Genomic DNA, 19,158 nt, shown 5'->3' on the forward strand with positions numbered 1-19,158 from the left:
GCCGTCCCAAAAAAGCATATGTATTTTGGCAAGCCCTTTATAGTTTTATTCCTCTTTTTTCTTAAATTTTTCCAAATCCTCTTTTACAAATTTTATATTCAGCTTTGAAAACTCAATCTTGTCTATCTTTATGCTTTTCACAAAGTTCTCAAAGTCAGAAACTGTATAGCTATTATAATACAAAACAGGAATTGACAGGTCGATGGTGTAATAATATTGATTGTATTTTATCATATAAATAATTCTATTCTGAAGATTCATGAAATTAAAGTCTCTATTTGGATTTCCCTTTGCAAGTTCTGAAAGCTTAGAAATGTTATAGACATAAGTAAACTTATAAATAGAAAGATTTTTATCAATATACTTCAAACAGCTCATATTTACAGTTTTGCTCTTGTATTCATTGCTTTCAACCCATGCTTGCATAGTGTTTTTTATAATTTTTTCGGCAGGGTCTACGTTTATTCCACCATTTATTGTCAAGATTGAGTATGGAGTATTGTAAAGCATCACTGTTTCAATGTCTGAAATACCCTGTGCAGATGGAATTGAGGTTCCTATTATCTGACTAAAGTAGCTATAGTAGTAATATGGCATATTTGTTTTGTAATCCTTTGAAATCTTCATTTCAAATGGAGCTTTGTTAAGTTTTATGGTTTTCAAACTGCTTTGTGGTTTCAAATCTCCAGACCAAAGAATAGAATCAAAGTATCTGCTTTTTGCCGGCAATACTTTGAATGAATTTATTATCCTCTCATATTTTTGCTTATCTTTGTTATATTTTTCTTCTGCAGCGTACAGTCTTACCACATATTTATTATTGTTTGAGTCAACATAAAGTCTTTTTTCAACAAACGTCTTGTTAAGGCTTTTTCTGATTCTAAGTTCATAAATTTTTGCTTTGCTTGTTCCAATATTTAAACTTTTGGATGAGATGACTTTTAAAAGTTCTTTATTGTAAAGCTCAATACTTTTTATTTCCTGAGAAACCCATTTGTCAAAACTGACATTCGAGTTTGTCACAAAACTGACAGAAAGATATTCGTCATATTCCTGCTGACTATCTGAAGGTATTATACTTGAGGTATCCTGCTGTTTTTGGGTTGAGATTCCCATCTCCTCATCTGTATAAAGTGGAGCAAATGATTGTGTTGATGAATTGTACTCAAGATTATAAATGTCTGTAGATTTCCAATAGGGTGGAAGATCAATCTGCCATCCATAACTTGTGTTTTTGTGAACTCTCCACGATGTTACGTTGTCTGCTAAATCTTTTATGTTGGGATTGTTTCTGTCAAAGTTTGTTTCAAAAGAATCAGCAATCTTGTATAAAAGATTTTGGTGTTGTGAATAGAAATTTAAATCCATGCTAATCGTAAGTCTGTAAATGTAGTTGTATCTTTTATTTTTGCTCAAATAAATTCGTATGAGATTGAAAGTACCAGAACTTTCTTCTTCGTCAACAAATACATAAAAGGAGTCGGTATAAACACTTGTGGCTTCAATATATTCTTGACCTTGCTTGTCTTTTCCTTTTTTAAGCGAATATAGCTTTGAACCCGAATAATAACCTGAAATTAAATCTTGACCATACAGCAAAATCTCATCTAATGATGTATAGCCTTCTTTGTTTAAAATTGCCTCAACATTAATATTTGCCTTGTAACTATTGCTTGACATTGAAAAATAGCTTCCTTTTGGGTCTTTGTTTATATAGGCATCCTGTGGCATATAGATAGACCAGTTGTAAACACTGTTTCCAACCCTGTTCTTATTGACGTCATCTTTTGAAAAGACTGTATAAAAGTCAATTACGCCACTATCTTCTTGTGCAAGCGCGAAGATAGAAGAGGTCAGCACAAAAGCAACTATTGTAAAAATACAAATTACTGTTTTTAACTTTCTTAACATATAACTACCACCCTTTCTATATATTTTTAACTATTTGTTTGTTGGCCACTCTTTCAAAATGACTTCTTTTTCAAGAATTTTGCCATTTCTTTTGATTTTTATCTTTACCTTGTCACCAGGAAGATATTTCATAAGAGTTTGATTGTATTCTGCAATAGAATTAATAGGGTAGCTGTCAATTGTAACAAGTATATCATTTTCTTGAGCAAATCCTTTTAAAGGACTATCAGCTTTTACATCTATAATTTTAAGACCGAGGTTAGACGGAAGCCCAACATACGAGAGCCAACTGTCTTCAAACTCAAGACCTAAGTAACATCTTTTGATTCTACCAAACTTTTTGTAGTGGTCAAGGAAATAAAGTATATTCTCTGCAGGAATTGCAAAGTTAATTCCCTGCCAGTAATCAATACCGAGAGTATTTATCCCTACAAGTTTTCCCTGCATATTAACAAGTGGGCCACCGCTGTTACCTGGATTGATGCTTGCATCTGTTTGCAAAAATGTATAGACTTCATCTACAGGTCTATTAAGTCCGCTTATTATTCCCTTTGTGACACTATTTCGCCATCCTAAAAAAAGCGGTGTGCCTATTGCCAAAACTTCCTGACCCACATAAATATTTTTCGGATTTTCAATTTCAATTGGGGTAAGATTTCTTCGGTTAACTCTCAAAATTGCAAGGTCAATTTCTTTGTCACTGTAAAGTACAGTTGCCTTGTAAGCCTTGGCATCGTAAAAGATAACATAAGGCTGTTTTAAATCTTCAACAACATGGTTGTTTGTCAAAATCAGTCCATTTTTATCAATTACAACACCAGATCCGTGAGAAAGTCCAGCTGGGATTTTGCTGTAGTAAAAGTCGTCTGCTTTAATCTTTTTGCTGTCACCTATGATTGCTACAACAGACTTGTTTACCTTGTCAATGACCTCACTTATGGACAGGTCTTTTTTCTGGATTATTACGCTATTTTGAGTTTTGGTATAATCAAAGTTCAAAAAGTCTTTTAGAGAATCAATATCAACGTAGGTTTTTCCGTCAATCTCTTTTGAAGTCACGGCAATAGTCTGGGCAAATACAATGTTTGAAAGAATAAATATTACAATAAATCCAGCCAGCCATATCTTTATACTTTTTCTCATTGCAGAACCTCCCATCAAAAGAATTTGTCACCATATAATTATAACGTATTTTAGCCAAAAATGTTATCTATTAAAATAAAAAATTTTAGTTGCAATTTTTATACTTGATTATTTTTATCTTTTGCTTTATAATATAACTTGTGAATGCAATACACCCCCATGGTATAGGGGATAAATTTGTTGGGGAAGGAGAATATACAGAATAATGAGAAAAGCAGTATTGAACAAAAGCATGTGTGATAGGTCTCCTTTTTGTCCTGCTTCGCGTTCGTGCAAGTTTGGTGCAATAAAAAGAAATGTAAGAGGATTTTTTGATGTAGAGATTGAAATTGACAAGGAAAAGTGTACTGGATGCGGTGTATGTGTAAGGTTTTGTCCGCAGGGAGCTATAAAGTTGGTTGAAGAGTAGGTGACTCTGAGGTGTCTGAGAATGAAAGGAAAGAAGAGGTTCTTTCAAGACTTAAAAATATCAAAGGTCACATAGAAGGAATTATTAAAATGGTAGAAGAAGAAAAAGAATGTGAAGAGATTATGCTCCAGATAATTGCTGTCAAGAAAGCTTTGGAAAAAGTGGGATATTATATAATAGAAAGTCATGCTGAAAAGTGCTTGTCAGATGATAAGAACAAGGCTCAGGTCCAAAAAATATTGAATATCATGATGAAGTTTTTAAGTTGAAAGGTAAAGTTGATATCTATTTTTCTCCTTTTGAATCCTTAAAAGTTTTTGTGTTTAAGAATGTTATTATTTTAACAATCTAATTTTAAAAAAATTTTTTTGCAGAAGTTTGTTAAATAAATCTCATGAAAATGGGGTAACAATATAAAAGGTAAAAATAAAAATTTATGGAGGTGTATTTAAAATGGCAGAATATTTTATTGATGCAAAAGGACTTCAGTGTCCAGGACCTATTACTCAGCTTTTTAAACAAATGAAGGAAGCACAAAGTGGAGATGTTGTAACAATTGAAGTGACAGACCCAGCGTTCAAACGTGATGTTGAGAGCTGGTGTAAAAAGACAAAGAATGAGCTTTTGGAGCTCAAAGAAGAAAATGGTGTAATTCAAGCAAAGATTAAAAAGGCTTAAAAGTGGGTGAGAAGATTATGAGAGAAGACAAAAAGACAATCATTGTGTTTTCAAACGATATGGATAAGGTTATGGCAGCATTTGTAATTGCAACTGGTGCTGCTGCAATGGGTGATGAGGTCACAATGTTTTTTACATTCTGGGGTTTGAATGTTCTAAGAGATGCTAAGAAGAAGGCACAGGGCAAATCTTTCTTGGAAAAAATGTTTGGTGCTATGATGCCAAAAGGGGTTGAAAAACTCCCGCTTTCCAAGATGAACTTTTTAGGGATTGGTCCAAAGCTTATGAAATATATGATGAAAAAGAAAAATGTGATGATGTTACCTGAGATGATAAAACAGGCGCAAGAGCTTGGTATAAAGATGGTTGCATGTTCAATGTCTATGGATGTTATGGGAATAAAAAAAGAAGAATTAATTGATGGTGTTGAGATTGGCGGTGTTGCCACATACCTTGGTGAGGCGAGCGAAGCAGGTGTGAATCTGTTTATCTAAGTTAGGGGAATCTTAACTAATAGAGGCAGGAAAAACCCTGCCTTTTTGTTTTTTTTGCTCTTTTGAAATCAAAACTGTGATATAATAATGGAGCAATAAAAAGTTTTTCAGTATCAGAAAGGAAAATCGCTATGATACTGCTTGTTGCAATAAACTCAAAGTATGTTCATACAAATTTAGCGGTAAGATACCTTTATCAGCTCTGCAAAGACAACTATCCATGTGAGTATATTGAGTTTAATATTAATCAGCCTTTGCAGGATGTACTTTATGAAATTTTGAGTAAAAAACCTGAATATGTTGCAATTTCAACATATATCTGGAACAGAAGCTATGTTGAAAAGCTTGTTGAAGGATTAAAAAAGGCGCAAAAAAGCATAAAAATAATTCTTGGCGGGCCAGAGGTGTATTTTGACAGCCTTGAAGAGTGGAAATTTGTAGACTCAATAATCAGAGGAGAAGGAGAGTATCCTTTTTTAGATTTGTGTGAGCATATTGCAGCTGGCAGGCAATATACTCAAAAAGAATATCCTCCATTTGATTTGAGTAAGCTTCCTTTTGCATACAAAGATGAAAAATTAGACACCAGCAGAATCTATTATTATGAAAGCAGCAGAGGCTGCCCTTTTAGATGTTCGTATTGTCTTTCTTCCATTGAAAAAGGTGTTCGATTTGCGCCACTTGAAAAGGTCTTTGAAGAGCTTGACTATCTTTTTAAAAAACAGGTAAGACTCATAAAGTTTGTTGACAGGACATTTAATGCAAACAAAGAAAGAGCAATAAAAATAATAGAATTTTGCAAACAAAAGTCTCAAGCTACTCAAGTACACTTTGAAATAGACCCAACACTTTTAGACAATGACATTATCAGTGCAATAAATAATTCTAAAGATGACCTTTTCAGACTTGAAATAGGTCTTCAGAGTTTCAATCCACAAACTCTTGATGCAATAGATAGATTTTTTGACATAGATAAAATTGATAAAAACTTGAAAAAGCTTATGGAGAACAAAAAGGCCATTGTTCATCTTGACTTAATAGCGGGCTTGCCATATGAAGATTTTTTGAGTTTTAAAAGAAGTCTTGACAAGACCATATTGTATTTTGCCGATGAAGTTCAGCTTGGGTTTTTGAAGATGTTAAAAGGAACAAAGATAAGAAATGAAGCAACTAAATACAATTATGAATTTTTCAAAGACCCACCATATGAGGTTATCTCAAATAGCTTTATTAGCTTTGAAGAGATTTATAAGCTTAAAAAGATAGAAGATTTAATAGACAAAGTTTACAACAGGCAGTACCTATATTTTACTTTAAGATATATCTTTAAAATAGTCTCTCCATCAGAATTTTTTGAAAAACTCTCAAGTAAAATGGATAGTAGTTTAAACACAAGAGAGTTTATAAAAGAGCTTTACAGAATCATTAAAGATAATTTTGTTTTAGACACAAATATATTGAACAGTTTGTTCAGATTTGACATTCTAAGAAGGTTTCCGGAAGAATTTTTGCCTGAGGAATTGGCAATGACAAAAGAGGAAAAAGAAAGAATTAAACATGCAATATATCAAGCTAAAGAATACCAAGATATCGGAGAACCAAAAGAGATTATAAGAAGATCAAGAGCTTGCATATTTGAATTTGACATCGAAAGGTTTGTAGAAGATAATAGTATTGAAAAAGGGAATTTTTTATATATCTTTTTTGGAGAAAAAATAAAGAAGATAAAACTTCAGTGAAAAGGAGGAAAGGGTAATATGGAGTGTACACTTTCAAAAAACCTTTCAATCTGCACATGTACTTATGAACCGTGTTCAAGAAAGGGAAGATGCTGCGAGTGTTTGCACTATCACAGGAAAAATGGACAGCTCCCTGCCTGCTATTTTTCAAAAGAAGCAGAAAGAACATATGACCGTTCAATAGAAAACTTCATTCGTGACTATTCTTCAAGGAAATAAAAAGTGAAGTAAAAGTGGGCAGACAACAGATTTTTACTTTCATCTGCCCGCTTTTATTTTTTATAAAGATGTGATGAGCAGAAAAACATCAAGTCCTATTACTAAAGCTGCCACAATCAGAAGAATTATTTTATCTGCTAAAGAGTTTGCAAATTTACCCATAACTTTTTTGGATGACGTCAGGTATATTTGAAGAATGATTGTAATTGGCAGCTGCAAGCTCAAGAGCATCTGTGAGATTATCAGAGCTTTGAAAGGGTTTGAGATAAAAAGTATTATGATAGATGCTAACACCAATGGAATGATAATTCCAACTTTAGTTGGCAGCTCTTCAATATTATAAGGCCTTTTATAAAGTCCTGCCATGATAGTTCCACCTGTATATGCAGCTGTTATGCTTGAGGAGATGCCAGAAAGCAATAAAGCGAATGCAAAAATTGTTGCAGAGAAACTTCCCAAAATGGGTTTTAACATCTGCTGAGCCTGTGGCAGCGATTCAACAGCAATACCTTTTGAGTAAAAGGTTGCATGAGCTATTATAATCATACTGCTGTTAATTAAAAATCCTATAAACATTGAAAAAAGTGTATCAACAAACTCGAATTTGAGCTGATGTTTTATTAACTTTTCGTCTTGAGTATTCCATTGCCTGCTCTGAATTATTTCAGAGTGCAAAAACAAATTGTGTGGCATGACAACTGCACCAAGGATTGAAAGAACCACAACCAATGAACCAGAAGGTATGCTTGGAGTTATCCAGCCAAAGACAACATCTTTTACAGGGACCTTCACAAGAAAAAGTTCTATCAAAAAGGAAAGACCTATCAGCGACACAAACGCAATTATCCACCTTTCAACCTTTTTATATGAGTTAGAAAATAAGAAAAATATAGTAAAAGGCAGGATGATTAAACATCCAAGCTTAATAGGAATTTTAAAAAGCATCTCAAGGGCAATTGCTGCGCCTAAGATTTCTGCCATAGCAGTTGAAACTGTTGCCAGCATGGCAGATGAAAGCACAACTGTGGCAAGAGATTTATTAAGATAGATTGAAGTTGCTTCAGCCAAGCAAAGACCTGTTGCAATGCCAAGATGAGCTGCGTTGTGCTGAAGCACTATTAAAATTATGGTGGATAGTAAAACTACCCACAAAAGATTTAAACCAAAGCTACTGCCAGCAGCCACGTTTGATGCCCAGTTTCCGGGATCGATAAATCCCACTGTGACAAGAAGACCTGGCCCTATGTATTTAAGTATTTCTCTTGCGTTTTTCATTTTGTGCTGCCTTTCACACCTTTCTTCTTAAAGTAATTTTATGAAATATCTTCTAAAGTGGTGAATGATAAATAGGAAATCTTATTCTTAAACTCTTATATTAAAATTAATACCCAAAAAAAGAGGATTGTGATATCATAGTTTGTGTGAAGCAGAAGAAATATTTATTGTATAAAAATTTGAATTTTCGACATTAAGACATTGGAGGTTATGAAAATGAACGAAAAGTCTTATGGCCAGGAGCTTTATGAAAAATTATCCTACACTTCAAAAAATGCATGGGAAGTTTTAAAAGAAGAAGAAAAGCCTTTTGTTTTTGATTTGGCAGAAAAGTATAAGCACTTTTTGAACTGTGCAAAGACAGAAAGAGAAGTTGTTGAATATTTCATAGAAAGAGCTAAAGAAAAAGGATATAAAGAATTTAACAATAATATCCAAGAATTAAAGCCAGGTGATAAAGTATATTTTGTCAACAATAACAAAAGCATCTTGTTTGCTCATATAGGCAAAAAGCCTTTAAAGGAAGGATTTAATCTGATAGGTAGCCATATAGATTCTCCACGACTTGACTTAAAACCAAAGCCACTATATGAGTCAAGTGAGCTTGCTCTTTTGAAGACACACTACTATGGTGGCATTAAAAAATATCACTGGGTAAATGTACCACTTAGCATCCACGGAGTTGTTGTGAAAAGTGATGGTTCAAAAGTAAAGATTACAATTGGTGAAGATGAAAATGACCCTGTTTTTTATATAACAGACCTTCTTGTTCACTTATCTTCTGAGCAGCTTCAGAAAAAGGCAAGCGAGGCAATTCCCGCTGAAAACTTGAATGTGCTCATAGGAAGTATGCCGTTTAATGATGAGAAGGTGAAAGAAAAAGTAAAACTTAATGTTTTGAAGATTCTGAATGAAAAATATGGTATTACAGAAGAAGATCTTATTTCAGCTGACATTGAAGTTGTGCCGGCTGCAAAAGCGCGTGATGTGGGACTTGACAGAAGCCTAATTGGCGCATATGGTCAGGATGACAGAGCGTGCAGTTTTTTGGCAGCAGAAGCTATATTCTCAATTGATGAAATTCCGGAAAAGACTGCAATAGTCTACTTGGTTGACAAAGAGGAAATAGGAAGTGTAGGAATATCAAGCGCTGAGGCAAGCTTTTTTGATATATCAGTTGCAAAGCTAATGAAAGCATTGGGTGAGTACGAGAATAGCCTTGATTTGGCTCTTTGCTTTGAAAACTCAGCAGCAATTTCGGGTGATGTTGCAGCAGCCCTTGACCCAACATATGAAAGTGCTTATGATAAGCTCAATTCTACGCTAATTGGCCACGGTGTTACTATTGAAAAGTATACAGGAGTTAGAGGCAAATACAGTGGTTCTGAAGCAACAGCAGAGTATGTGGGCAAAATCAGAAACTTTTTGAATTCAAATAACATTTGCTGGCAGACAGGTCTTTTAGGTAAAGTTGACCAAGGCGGTGGCGGTACAATTGCTATGTTTATCGCAAGAAAAATGATAAATGTAATAGACTCAGGTGTTCCAGTTTTGTCTATGCACTCAACATTTGAAATAACAAGCAAAGTTGATGTGTATATGACATATAAGTTTTATAGTAAATTTCTGAGAAAGTTTGAATAAAATAGAAGGGCTCTTGGCGTTTTGTGCCACATGAGCCCTTTTTATTTCATTTTCTCTATAAGCTTCACAGCCTCATCTAAAAGTCTTTTGACCTCATCTTTGGTAAACTGTTCTGTGTAAACTCTCAAAACTGGTTCTGTGCCAGATGCTCTGAAGAGTATCCATGAGCCATCTTCAAAGACATATTTATAGCCGTCTAATGTTTGAATCTCTTTAATTTTTCTGCCTGCAAACTCTGTGTTTTGGGAAATCATCTTCAACGTCTTTTCTTTGATTTCGTTTGGCAAATGCAGGTCAACTCTGTCATAGTAGTGATAACCTATTTCTTTAAAAAGCTCATCAAGTATTTGACCAATTGGTTTTTGATGGTATGCCATAATTTCAAGGAGCAGCAAGCTACACAAAATTCCATCTCTTTCAGGTATATGATTTTTAATTCCAATACCTCCGCTTTCCTCGCCACCAATGAGAATGTCTTCTTTTAAGAAAAGTTCGCAGATATATTTAAAACCAATCGGTGTTTCGTAGATTTTGAGACCGTACTTGTTTGCCAAAATAGGAACCATATTGGTTGTTGAAAATGTTTTTACAACACCACCCTTTAAACCTTTCACTTCAACTAAATGTCTCAGAAGAAGTGCATATATTCTATGTGAATCAATAAACTCTCCTTTTTCATCAACAGCGCCAACTCTATCTGCATCACCATCTGTTGCAAGACCGATGTCTGCTTTGTTTTGGACAACTGTATCAATTAATTTTCCAAGATTTTTATAAATAGGTTCTGGATTGACTCCTCCAAAGTATGGGTTTCGCTCATCTCTTATCTGGGTGTGTTTGATTCCATATTTTTCTAACAATGTTTTTACATATCCAACTCCTGCACCGTGCATTGGGTCTATTATTGCAAATGGTTTGGATTTTGCAATGAGGTTTAAATCTACAAGCTTTTCAATGTGCTCAAAATACTCTTTATCAGGGTCTATAAAAGAAAAGAGATTACTACTTTCAGGCTCAGCAAATTTTACTTCATTTTTATATAAATGTTTTTCTATTTCGGCAATTATAGAAGGAAGAGCTGACCCACCATAATCACCTTTAAATTTTATACCATTCCACTGTGGTGGATTGTGACTTGCTGTAATCATTATAGCTCCTGCCAAATTCATGTTTTTGACAGTAAATGATACAACAGGTGTTGGTGTTGGCTTTTTTGTAAGATATGTCTTTATCCCGTTTGCAACAAGAACCCCTGCGCAAAGACGAGCATACTCTTCTGACATAAACCTTGTGTCATACCCTACCAAAACAGGTCTTTTGTCATCAATTTCTTTGATATAATCAGCAATTGCCTGAGCAACAATCTTTACATTGTCAAAGGTGTAATCTTTGCTAATCACAGCTCTCCAGCCATCTGTGCCAAATTTTATCATGATCCTTCACCTCCTGCAAAGAAATAATGATTGTGCTATAATAAATCTTGAAACCACTATATAGTATACAAGAGTTTCAGAATTTTTTCAAATATTTGAAAGGAATTGTCTAAACTTTTATAAAGAAAGGGAATTTCAAGATGTCTGCGTACACTGTGTATATAGTTGACGACGAAAAGGATATATTAGAGCTTGTATCTGAATATTTGACTCAAAAAGGCTATTCAGTTAAAACCTTTGAGAATGGCGAAAGTTTTTTAAAAGAATTTGAAAAAAGTGAACCTGATATAGTTATACTTGATATTATGCTTCCGGACATTGACGGTTATGAGATTTGTAAAAGAATAAGAAAAAATAGCGAAGTGCCGATTATAATGCTGTCTGCAAAGGGAGAAGAGCTTGACAAAGTTTTGGGGCTTGAACTTGGAAGTGACGATTACATACCAAAGCCGTTTTCTCTTTCAGAACTTGAAGCAAGAATAAAAAAGATTTTACGACGAGTAAACAAAAGTCCAATAAAACAGGATAATGTCATAGAAATGTTTGGTATAAAGGTTGATTTTAATCAGCGAAATGTTTTTTATAATGGCACACATATAGAACTTTCGCCAAAGGAATTTGAAACATTTGCACTTCTTTTGAAAGAGTCAAATAAGGTTTTGAAGAGAAACTGTATATTAGAAAGAATATGGGGAGACCCTGCTTTATATGATGAAAGGATGGTTGATGATGTTATCAAAAGGCTTAGAAAAAAGATTTTGCAATACAACTTGCCTGTTGAGATAAAGACGATGTGGGGTTTAGGATACAAGCTTGAGGAGAAAAAAGATGAGTATAAAGATTAAAATATATTTGTCGTACGTGGGTATAATTTTATTCATGTTTATAGCTTTTGTTATCCTTTTTTATGCTTGGTTTGAAAAAAACTTGATTGACCAGATGAAAGAGGACAACCTTCGCTTTGCAAGACTTATAGAATTTGTTATTACAAGCCAGAACAAGAACACAGTTAATTTGAAACCATTTGAATCGTATTTTGAAAGTTTAGAGTCAAAAATTTTGCAGGACTATATTATAATTGTCAGTAATGATGGTGCGATAGAATATTCAAATAAAGAGCTGGACATTGAAGCAAGAGTAAAGATAATGAAACTTTTTGACGAAAATAAAGATGCTCAATACGGATTTGAGATAGGCAGCATTAGGGAAAAGCCCTGTCTGTTCACCATATACAGTGGAAAATCAAAAAGTGTTTTTGTAATTATTATTACTGATCTTGCAAGGATTTTGAACTTTGAAAGAAGATTTTTCCTTCTCATTTTGCAAACAGCAGGACTCAGCTGTTTATTTGCTGCAACTGTGGCCATTTTTATATCTCGTAGAATGATTGGAGGACTTTTGCGCCTTAAAGAAGCAATAGAACAGGCTTCTCAGATGAGGTTTAACAAAAAGGTTGAAGTAATTTCAAAAGACGAAATTGGCTTAATTGCTACCGAATTTAACAGACTTATCGAAAAGATTGATGAATACAATCAAGCACAGATAAGGTTTTTACAAAATATTTCTCATGAACTCAAGACTCCTCTTACTTCAGTGCGTGGATACGCCGAGATGCTAAAAGAGGGAATTTTAGATAAAAGCAAGATGGAATCAGCTGCAGATAAAATAATTTGGCATGTTGACAGATTGAAAAGTTTAATAAACCAGATTATTGACCTCACAAAGATTGAATCTATTGAAAACTATTTTAATTTCGAAAAAAGTATGCTTGAAGAGGTCATTTTTGAAGCTATTTTAGAAAATGAAGGCTATTTACTTTCTAAGACAGTAGATATTGAATTTGCTCCGCAGACAAGGACGTATGTCCAATGCGACAAACACAGACTAAAAGAAGCTTTTTCAAATATTATCTCAAACTGCATAAAATATGCGAACAATAAGGTTACAATTGAAATAAAATCTGAAAAAGATAAATTTGAGGTAACAATTGAGGATGACGGAGAGGGTTTTGGGCAAGGAGAAATTGATAAAATCTTTGAAAGATTTTATAAAGGGAAAAGGGGCGAAAGTGGACTTGGTCTTTCAATTGCAAAAGCTATATTCGAAAAACATGGGTTTATTATAGAAGCTGAAAACAAAATAACCAAAGGCGCCCGCTTTAAGATAAAAGGAAAAATCTACAAAGAGCAGTAAGTTTTTTAGCTTACTGCTCTTTTTAATAGCAAAAATTCTTCTTCTAAAAATAAACCATTTTTAACCATATCAGAAATAATGCTCAGTGCTGTAGATTGGGGCAGTCCTCTGCGGTAAGGTCTATCCTCTATTAAAGCCTGATAGACATCACAAATGCCTACTATTCTGTCTAAAAGTGAGAGTCCATCTTTTCCAAGTTTTTCGGGATAACCACTTGAGTCTGCTCTCTCGTGGTGATTTCCTGCCCAGTTAGCTATGTCATCTTTGAAGGCAGGAATTTGAGAAAGAATCAATTTTGTATAGTAAGGATGGGATTTTATAATATAAAACTCCTCTTTTGTAAGCTTTCCTTCTTTGTTGAGAATTTCATTTGGAACAACCATTTTGCCAATATCATGAAGGTAACCTGCGATTTTAAGTTTATTTGACATCTCACTATCCAGTTCCATTGTTTTAGCAATTGTATAAACCGTTTGTGAAACTCCTTGGGAATGAATATGAGTAAAGAAGCTTTTGTTGTCAATAAGCAAAGATATTGCTTCAGAGAACTTTAGCATCTGCTCTATATCAAAATAAACCTCGTCTTCAGGTGATAAAGCCATGACAATGTGCCTCAAGTGAGGGTTATAAAGGTCCAACCAGAATTTATCTGTTTGAGCAATTTCTAAAAAAGCTTCAACAATGATAGGATTAAAAAGCACACCTTTCTTTTTCAACACCCAATTTGTTATCTCCTCAATCTGTTGATAATATGGTTTTGAAAAATCTAAGGTGATATCAATCTGGTCAGCAAGATTTATAATCTGAGAAGCAAATGGTGTGACCAAGTGGTCATATCCAAATGCACCAGATCCGTTATAAAACTCATGATGATATTTTATAAACTCAGCAATATCTTTATCTAAAGGAAGTTTTTGCAAAAATTCATAGCCAAGTAGACAGTGGTTTTTGGCAAGGTTTGGGTCAATATGGGATGTAATGAATTTTTTATCGGCAACTGTTATTCCTATGTCGTGAAAAAAAGCTGCATAGTATATCTTCTTTTTTTCAACAGGTTTAAGTCCTAAAAGGTTTGAAAGCTGCAAAGAGATATATGTAACTTTTGGCGCATGTTCTCTTCTTCCTTGAGCTATATCGATAAGATGTGAAATAGCTGAAAGAAGATTTCCAACACTAATCTTCATAGGAAAAATCAACCACCTTTTTAAAAAGCACTGTCTTTCGTAACCTTATTATAACTCAAAAGCTAAAAAATTTTTTGACAAAGTTTTTAAAATCTCTACTTCATTTTTTATATAAGACTTTGTACAACTGAAAAGTAATTTGGGTAGCAAAAATCTCTTTGAACAATATAATGTATTAAAAGCACAAACTGGGGTATAAAGGAGGGAATAAAGTTAAAATGGACTTAACAAAGTTTGCATATGATGCGCCTTATCCAGAACCTAAGGTAGAAGAGCCCAACAGGCACTATGCAGAGATTCTGCTTGATGACTATGCAGGATACGCAAGTGAGTTTACCGCAATCGCTCTATATTCGTATCAGCATTTTATAAGCGACGTAAAACACAGAGATTTTGCAGACCTCATAATTGGTATTGCCCAGGTTGAAATGAAACACTTGGACCTTCTTGGCACCACAATTTATCTGCTTGGTGCACTGCCAAAATACAGAGGCTCTTACACAACCTATGGACAGTACTGGAACGGATACTTTGTAAACTACGATAAAGATTTAAAAGATATGATAAAGATTGATATCCAATCCGAGAAAGAGGCTATCAAGAATTACAAGAGACACATTGAAATGATAGATGATAGGTACATCAAAAAGCTGCTTGAAAGGATAATTTTGGATGAGGAGAAACACATAAAATTGTTAAAAGATTATCTTGATAGAAAGTTTTGATTTGTGGGTATTAAATAAATAACAAAAGAAGTACAATATACTGAGGAGGGAAATTTAGTATGCAAGAAAAATATGTGTGCGGTATTTGCGGCTATGAGATTGTAGATTTAAATTCCCCGTGTCCATACTGTGGTGCTGAACCAAACCATTTTGTTAGGGCGGATGAAGTTGATGTTGAGCTAATAAAAAAAATCTATCAAGAAGGCGGGGCAACTTATTAAAATTTCTCTTGCAAACCGCCTTTTTTTATTATAAAATTATAAAGTCGTTGTGTGGGTGAAAAATAATGTTCATATGTTGCGATGAGGCAAAAGGTTGCTGCAAGGTGCAAAGTCACTTTGCAGGGAATTTTTGCTGAGTATGTCTTGTCCTTTGAGACGGGCGACACGGGGAAGGTGTGAAAGAATATTTCATGCCCGGTGTTTTTATGCCCGAAAAGGAAAAACTCCGGGTATTTTTATATAAAGGTTGTGGACACACACGGCCAAGTTGCAAAGTTCCCCTGTCGCAAATTGCTTGAAAGATCTTAGAATCACATTATTTTAGAGGAGGGGAATGTATGTCAAAAGCACAGAGAATGCGAATTAAGCTGAAATCATTTGATTACAAGCTGTTAGAACAGTCAGCAAAAAAGATAGTTGAGACAGCTAAAAACACAGGGGCAGAGGTATCGGGTCCAGTTCCGCTGCCGACAGACAGAGAGGTAATTACAATTATCAGAGCTCCGCACAAGTACAAAGATTCACGTGAACAGTTTGAGATCAAAACTCACAAAAGACTTATTGATATAATCAAGCCCACACAAAAAACTGTAGACGCACTAATGCGTGTTGAACTTCCAGCAGGTGTAGACATCGAGATCAAGCTGAAGGAGGTGTAAATGTAAATGACAAAAGGGATACTTGGCAAGAAAATAGGTATGACCCAGATATTTGATGAAGCAGGAAGAGCAATACCTGTTACTGTGATTGAGGCAGGGCCATGTGTTGTTGTTCAGAAAAAAACTGTTGAAAAAGATGGTTATTCTGCAATTCAAGTTGGTTTTGAGGATATAAAAGAAAGCAAGCTCAATAAACCATTAAGAGGTCATTTTGCAAAGCATGGGGTAAAACCAAAAAGATTTTTGAGAGAACTGAGACTTAAAGACGCAGATAAGTATGAAGTTGGTCAGGAGATAAGAGTTGATATTTTCCAGCCGGGCGAAAGAGTAGATGTTACAGGTATTTCAAAGGCAAAAGGGTTCCAGGGCGTTATCAAAAGACATGGTCAGCAAAGAGGTCCAATGAGCCATGGTTCCATGTATCACAGAAGAGTTGGTTCAATGGGTTCAAATACATTCCCAGCAAGAACATTCCCTGGTAAGAAAATGCCTGGTAGAATGGGCGGTGAAAGGGTTACAGTTTTGAATTTGCAGGTTGTAAAGGTTGACCCAGACAGAAACTTGCTTCTTGTTAAAGGAAGTGTTCCAGGAAATAAGAATTCGCTTTTAATCATCAGAGATTCTGTCAAAAGCAAATAAGCTTTAAGTTTTAGGAAGGAGGAAACAGAATGGCAAAGGTGCCGGTTTACAATATAGAAGGACAGCAGATTGGAGAGATTGAGCTAAATGACTCAATCTTCAATGTGCCGATAAATAATCATGTTTTGCACCAAGCTGTTGTTGCACACTTGGCGAATAGGCGTCAAGGAACATTTGCTGCAAAGACAAGAGCTGAGGTTCGCGGTGGTGGAAGAAAACCTTGGAGACAAAAAGGAACAGGTAGGGCAAGACAAGGATCTATCAGAGCTCCAACATGGAGAAAAGGTGGGGTTGTATTTGCTAAAAAGCCAAGAGATTTCTCAATAGAATTGCCAAAGAAGGTAAAGAGACTTGCTCTCAAGTGTGCACTGTCGTCAAAGGTAAAAGAAAACAATCTTATTGTGCTTGACAGATGGGATATGAACCAGTACAAGACAAAAGAGGTTTTAAGAGTTTTGAAGAACTTAGGGCTTGAAAACCAAAAAGCACTAATTGTCATTCCAGAGAAGAATGAGTATTTGCAAAAATCAACAAAGAATATTCCTGAGGTAAAAACTTTGCAGGTTGGCAACTTAAATGTATTTGACATACTCAAATATGACAAGTTTGTCATCCTCCAGGATGCTGTGAAGAAAGTTGAGGAGGTGTACGCATAACATGTTGCCAGAAGAAATAATCAAAAGACCTATAATTACAGAAAAGAGTATGAGCATGATTCCACAGAAAAAATACACATTTGAGGTTGACAGAAGGGCAAACAAGATTGAGATAAAGAAAGCTGTTGAACAGCTATTTGGTGTTGAGGTTGAAAAAGTATGGACTATGAATGTAAAACCAAAGAGAAAAAGAGTTGGAAGATTTGAAGGAAGAACAAAGGCATGGAAAAAAGCGATTGTAAAGTTAACAGATAGAAGCAAAACAATAGAGTTTTTCGACAGCTTAATCTAACACTAATATAAATGCTGAGTTTAAGGAGGGAAACAAAGGTGGGTATAATAGTCTATAAACCTACATCTCCAGGACGAAGAAATGCATCGGTTCTAAACTACAAAGAAATTATTACCAAAACCGAACCTGAAAAATCATTAGTGTTTACAGAAAAGAAATGGGCAGGTAGAAACAACCAAGGTAGAATAACTGTTCGTCACAGAGGTGGCGGTCATAAAAAGAAAATAAGAATTGTAGACTTCAAAAGAGATAAAGATGGAATCCCTGCGAAGGTTGAGGCAATTGAATATGATCCAAACAGAACAGCTTTTCTGGCACTTTTGTGCTATGCTGATGGTGAAAGAAGATATATCATAGCACCTGAAGGTTTAAAAGTTGGCGACACTGTTATGTCTGGACCAGATGCGGATATTAAGGTGGGAAATGCACTACCGCTTAAAAACATTCCTGTTGGTACAATGATACACAACATAGAGCTTATGCCGGGAAAAGGAGGACAGCTTTGCCGTTCAGCAGGTAGTGTTGCTCAGCTTATGGCAAAAGAAGGGAAATATGCGCTGATAAAACTTCCGTCCGGTGAGCTCAGGTATGTGAGCCAAGAATGCAGAGCTACAATTGGTCAGGTTGGTAACTTGGACCATGAAAATGTCAGAATAGGAAAAGCAGGCCGCAAAAGATGGATGGGTATCAGACCAACTGTTAGAGGTTCTGCAATGAACCCAGTTGACCATCCGCATGGTGGTGGTGAGGGTAAAGCACCGATTGGTCATCCAGGACCACTTACACCATGGGGTAAACCAACACTTGGTTACAAGACCAGAAAGAAAAACAAACCTTCAGACAAGTTTATTGTCAAGAGAAGAAAATAAGATGTGCGCTTGATTCTAAATATATAAAGATTGCTTGAGGAGGGATTGAGTGTGGGAAGGTCTTTGAAGAAAGGTCCATACTGTGACCCAAAACTCTTAAAGAAAATTGAAAAGATGAACCAAAACAACGAAAAAAAGGTTATTAAAACATGGTCAAGAAGGTCAACAATATTACCACAGATGGTTGGGCATACAATAGCTGTATATGATGGCAGAAAGCATGTTCCTGTATATATAACCGAAGAGATGGTTGGACACAAACTTGGTGAGTTTGCTCCGACAAGAACTTTCAAAGGGCATGGGCATCACACTGAAAGGTCAACAGCTTTGAAATAAAGCTTGAAAAGCTTATGTAAAACTCAGTTTAATTGTGATTTAGAAGGGAGGAGAAGCTATTGGAAAAGACAACAAATACAGAGGTAAAGAAGGCAACAGCGACATTGAGATATGCTATGATATCTCCACGAAAGGTTAGAGTTGTAATTGACCTTATTAGAAATAAGCCTGTGAACGAAGCATTGAATATTTTAAAATTTTTACCTAAAAGGGCAGCAAGAATAGTAGAAAAGCTTGTTAAAAGCGCAATTGCAAATGCAGAGAATAATCATAATATGAATGTTGATAAGCTCTATATAGCAGAAATTTATGCAAATGGTGGGCCAATGCTCAAAAGAATTAGACCAAGAGCACAGGGAAGGGCATTTTTAATAAGAAAAAGAACAAGCCATATTACAGTTGTCCTCAAAGAAAGAGAGTAACTTTTAAGAAGGAGGGA

At 35.0% G+C, this 19,158-nt stretch carries 23 protein-coding genes; 18 read left to right on the forward strand and 5 right to left on the reverse strand.

Annotation, left to right across the window (positions count from 1 at the left end):
* Positions 1-45: 45 nt before the first annotated feature.
* Together CALKRO_RS04760 and CALKRO_RS04765 are read right to left on the reverse strand one after the other, a co-directional pair.
* Positions 46-1,911: a hypothetical protein gene (locus tag CALKRO_RS04760; protein ID WP_013429957.1), complete on the reverse strand. Its 1,866-nt coding sequence runs from the start codon at positions 1,909-1,911 to the stop codon at positions 46-48.
* Positions 1,912-1,941: 30 nt separating this feature from the next.
* Positions 1,942-3,054 carry a S1C family serine protease gene (locus CALKRO_RS04765; protein WP_013429958.1) on the reverse strand — a complete coding sequence of 371 codons (1,113 nt, stop codon included), beginning with the start codon at positions 3,052-3,054 and terminating at the stop codon, positions 1,942-1,944.
* 205 nt (positions 3,055-3,259) lie between these two features.
* On the opposite strand from CALKRO_RS04765, the gene CALKRO_RS04770 reads away from it, so the two are divergent.
* The 6 genes from CALKRO_RS04770 to CALKRO_RS04795 all read left to right on the forward strand — a co-directional run bounded on the left by CALKRO_RS04770 (position 3,260) and on the right by CALKRO_RS04795 (position 6,593).
* Complete coding sequence (locus CALKRO_RS04770; protein ID WP_013429959.1) at positions 3,260-3,463, forward strand: 4Fe-4S binding protein; 204 nt, start codon at positions 3,260-3,262, stop codon at positions 3,461-3,463.
* Positions 3,464-3,474: 11 nt separating this feature from the next.
* On the forward strand, positions 3,475-3,732 hold the full coding sequence (locus tag CALKRO_RS04775; protein WP_013429960.1) for a metal-sensitive transcriptional regulator: 258 nt from the start codon (positions 3,475-3,477) through the stop codon (positions 3,730-3,732).
* Positions 3,733-3,916: 184 nt separating this feature from the next.
* On the forward strand, positions 3,917-4,141 hold the full coding sequence (locus CALKRO_RS04780; RefSeq protein ID WP_013432999.1) for a sulfurtransferase TusA family protein: 225 nt from the start codon (positions 3,917-3,919) through the stop codon (positions 4,139-4,141).
* 17 nt (positions 4,142-4,158) lie between these two features.
* Complete coding sequence (locus tag CALKRO_RS04785; protein WP_011917807.1) at positions 4,159-4,635, forward strand: DsrE/DsrF/DrsH-like family protein; 477 nt, start codon at positions 4,159-4,161, stop codon at positions 4,633-4,635.
* Between the two features lie 131 nt (positions 4,636-4,766).
* Positions 4,767-6,374, forward strand: a complete 1,608-nt coding sequence (locus tag CALKRO_RS04790; RefSeq protein WP_013429961.1) for a B12-binding domain-containing radical SAM protein — start codon at positions 4,767-4,769, stop codon at positions 6,372-6,374.
* Between the two features lie 18 nt (positions 6,375-6,392).
* Entirely contained in the window at positions 6,393-6,593 is a 201-nt protein-coding gene (locus CALKRO_RS04795; RefSeq protein WP_013290141.1) for a DUF6485 family protein, read from the forward strand.
* A gap of 60 nt (positions 6,594-6,653) precedes the next feature.
* On the opposite strand, the gene CALKRO_RS04800 is transcribed toward CALKRO_RS04795, so the two are convergent.
* Complete coding sequence (locus CALKRO_RS04800; RefSeq protein WP_013429962.1) at positions 6,654-7,868, reverse strand: Nramp family divalent metal transporter; 1,215 nt, start codon at positions 7,866-7,868, stop codon at positions 6,654-6,656.
* A gap of 216 nt (positions 7,869-8,084) precedes the next feature.
* Between CALKRO_RS04800 and CALKRO_RS04805 the strand changes: the two genes are divergently transcribed.
* Positions 8,085-9,512: an aminopeptidase gene (locus tag CALKRO_RS04805; RefSeq protein WP_013429963.1), complete on the forward strand. Its 1,428-nt coding sequence runs from the start codon at positions 8,085-8,087 to the stop codon at positions 9,510-9,512.
* A gap of 41 nt (positions 9,513-9,553) precedes the next feature.
* On the opposite strand, the gene CALKRO_RS04810 is transcribed toward CALKRO_RS04805, so the two are convergent.
* Positions 9,554-10,945, reverse strand: a complete 1,392-nt coding sequence (locus tag CALKRO_RS04810; protein ID WP_013429964.1) for a phosphoglucomutase/phosphomannomutase family protein — start codon at positions 10,943-10,945, stop codon at positions 9,554-9,556.
* A gap of 140 nt (positions 10,946-11,085) precedes the next feature.
* On the opposite strand from CALKRO_RS04810, the gene CALKRO_RS04815 reads away from it, so the two are divergent.
* On the forward strand, positions 11,086-11,790 hold the full coding sequence (locus tag CALKRO_RS04815; RefSeq protein ID WP_013429965.1) for a response regulator transcription factor: 705 nt from the start codon (positions 11,086-11,088) through the stop codon (positions 11,788-11,790).
* Complete coding sequence (locus tag CALKRO_RS04820; RefSeq protein ID WP_013429966.1) at positions 11,774-13,138, forward strand: sensor histidine kinase; 1,365 nt, start codon at positions 11,774-11,776, stop codon at positions 13,136-13,138. The genes CALKRO_RS04815 and CALKRO_RS04820 overlap by 17 nt, the downstream gene beginning before the upstream one ends.
* Positions 13,139-13,143: 5 nt before the next feature.
* Here the strand turns inward: CALKRO_RS04820 and CALKRO_RS04825 are convergent, their stop codons facing one another.
* Entirely contained in the window at positions 13,144-14,322 is a 1,179-nt protein-coding gene (locus CALKRO_RS04825; protein WP_013429967.1) for an HD-GYP domain-containing protein, read from the reverse strand.
* A gap of 218 nt (positions 14,323-14,540) precedes the next feature.
* Between CALKRO_RS04825 and CALKRO_RS04830 the strand changes: the two genes are divergently transcribed.
* From CALKRO_RS04830 to rplV, 9 genes are all read left to right on the forward strand, one after another.
* Positions 14,541-15,047, forward strand: coding sequence for a ferritin-like domain-containing protein (locus tag CALKRO_RS04830; RefSeq protein ID WP_013429968.1), 507 nt, complete (start codon positions 14,541-14,543; stop codon positions 15,045-15,047).
* A 59-nt stretch (positions 15,048-15,106) separates the two neighbouring features.
* Positions 15,107-15,268: a hypothetical protein gene (locus CALKRO_RS13670; protein ID WP_013402921.1), complete on the forward strand. Its 162-nt coding sequence runs from the start codon at positions 15,107-15,109 to the stop codon at positions 15,266-15,268.
* A 338-nt stretch (positions 15,269-15,606) separates the two neighbouring features.
* Complete coding sequence (gene rpsJ, locus CALKRO_RS04835; RefSeq protein WP_013290149.1) at positions 15,607-15,927, forward strand: 30S ribosomal protein S10; 321 nt, start codon at positions 15,607-15,609, stop codon at positions 15,925-15,927.
* A gap of 6 nt (positions 15,928-15,933) precedes the next feature.
* Positions 15,934-16,566, forward strand: coding sequence for a 50S ribosomal protein L3 (gene rplC, locus CALKRO_RS04840; RefSeq protein WP_013429969.1), 633 nt, complete (start codon positions 15,934-15,936; stop codon positions 16,564-16,566).
* Positions 16,567-16,595: 29 nt separating this feature from the next.
* Positions 16,596-17,222 (forward strand): 50S ribosomal protein L4, encoded by a 627-nt coding sequence (rplD, locus tag CALKRO_RS04845; protein WP_013429970.1) that lies wholly within the window; start codon positions 16,596-16,598, stop codon positions 17,220-17,222.
* A gap of 1 nt (position 17,223) precedes the next feature.
* Complete coding sequence (gene rplW, locus CALKRO_RS04850) at positions 17,224-17,514, forward strand: 50S ribosomal protein L23 (RefSeq protein ID WP_013402924.1); 291 nt, start codon at positions 17,224-17,226, stop codon at positions 17,512-17,514.
* Positions 17,515-17,552: 38 nt separating this feature from the next.
* Positions 17,553-18,383 carry a 50S ribosomal protein L2 gene (gene rplB / locus CALKRO_RS04855; protein ID WP_013402925.1) on the forward strand — a complete coding sequence of 277 codons (831 nt, stop codon included), beginning with the start codon at positions 17,553-17,555 and terminating at the stop codon, positions 18,381-18,383.
* A gap of 51 nt (positions 18,384-18,434) precedes the next feature.
* Entirely contained in the window at positions 18,435-18,719 is a 285-nt protein-coding gene (rpsS, locus tag CALKRO_RS04860; protein ID WP_013290154.1) for a 30S ribosomal protein S19, read from the forward strand.
* Positions 18,720-18,778: 59 nt separating this feature from the next.
* Positions 18,779-19,141, forward strand: coding sequence for a 50S ribosomal protein L22 (gene rplV, locus CALKRO_RS04865; protein WP_013429971.1), 363 nt, complete (start codon positions 18,779-18,781; stop codon positions 19,139-19,141).
* Positions 19,142-19,158: the final 17 nt, after the last annotated feature.

It is taken from the genome of Caldicellulosiruptor kronotskyensis 2002 (assembly GCF_000166775.1).
Lineage (GTDB): Bacteria > Bacillota > Thermoanaerobacteria > Caldicellulosiruptorales > Caldicellulosiruptoraceae > Caldicellulosiruptor > Caldicellulosiruptor kronotskyensis.

What these genes read in the sequence shown, in the direction of transcription:
- CALKRO_RS13670 (WP_013402921.1), top strand. Translation starts at nt 15,107, where the DNA reads ATGCAAGAAAAATATGTGTGCGGTATTTGCGGCTATGAGATTGTAGAT.
- CALKRO_RS04825 (WP_013429967.1), bottom strand. Translation starts at nt 14,322, where the DNA reads ATGAAGATTAGTGTTGGAAATCTTCTTTCAGCTATTTCACATCTTATC.
- CALKRO_RS04805 (WP_013429963.1), top strand. Translation starts at nt 8,085, where the DNA reads ATGAACGAAAAGTCTTATGGCCAGGAGCTTTATGAAAAATTATCCTAC.
- CALKRO_RS04780 (WP_013432999.1), top strand. Translation starts at nt 3,917, where the DNA reads ATGGCAGAATATTTTATTGATGCAAAAGGACTTCAGTGTCCAGGACCT.
- CALKRO_RS04820 (WP_013429966.1), top strand. Translation starts at nt 11,774, where the DNA reads ATGAGTATAAAGATTAAAATATATTTGTCGTACGTGGGTATAATTTTA.
- CALKRO_RS04795 (WP_013290141.1), top strand. Translation starts at nt 6,393, where the DNA reads ATGGAGTGTACACTTTCAAAAAACCTTTCAATCTGCACATGTACTTAT.
- rpsJ (WP_013290149.1), top strand. Translation starts at nt 15,607, where the DNA reads ATGTCAAAAGCACAGAGAATGCGAATTAAGCTGAAATCATTTGATTAC.
- CALKRO_RS04760 (WP_013429957.1), bottom strand. Translation starts at nt 1,911, where the DNA reads ATGTTAAGAAAGTTAAAAACAGTAATTTGTATTTTTACAATAGTTGCT.
- rplW (WP_013402924.1), top strand. Translation starts at nt 17,224, where the DNA reads ATGTTGCCAGAAGAAATAATCAAAAGACCTATAATTACAGAAAAGAGT.
- rplC (WP_013429969.1), top strand. Translation starts at nt 15,934, where the DNA reads ATGACAAAAGGGATACTTGGCAAGAAAATAGGTATGACCCAGATATTT.
- CALKRO_RS04770 (WP_013429959.1), top strand. Translation starts at nt 3,260, where the DNA reads ATGAGAAAAGCAGTATTGAACAAAAGCATGTGTGATAGGTCTCCTTTT.
- CALKRO_RS04815 (WP_013429965.1), top strand. Translation starts at nt 11,086, where the DNA reads ATGTCTGCGTACACTGTGTATATAGTTGACGACGAAAAGGATATATTA.
- CALKRO_RS04765 (WP_013429958.1), bottom strand. Translation starts at nt 3,054, where the DNA reads ATGAGAAAAAGTATAAAGATATGGCTGGCTGGATTTATTGTAATATTT.
- CALKRO_RS04810 (WP_013429964.1), bottom strand. Translation starts at nt 10,945, where the DNA reads ATGATAAAATTTGGCACAGATGGCTGGAGAGCTGTGATTAGCAAAGAT.
- CALKRO_RS04800 (WP_013429962.1), bottom strand. Translation starts at nt 7,868, where the DNA reads ATGAAAAACGCAAGAGAAATACTTAAATACATAGGGCCAGGTCTTCTT.
- CALKRO_RS04790 (WP_013429961.1), top strand. Translation starts at nt 4,767, where the DNA reads ATGATACTGCTTGTTGCAATAAACTCAAAGTATGTTCATACAAATTTA.
- CALKRO_RS04830 (WP_013429968.1), top strand. Translation starts at nt 14,541, where the DNA reads ATGGACTTAACAAAGTTTGCATATGATGCGCCTTATCCAGAACCTAAG.
- rplD (WP_013429970.1), top strand. Translation starts at nt 16,596, where the DNA reads ATGGCAAAGGTGCCGGTTTACAATATAGAAGGACAGCAGATTGGAGAG.
- CALKRO_RS04785 (WP_011917807.1), top strand. Translation starts at nt 4,159, where the DNA reads ATGAGAGAAGACAAAAAGACAATCATTGTGTTTTCAAACGATATGGAT.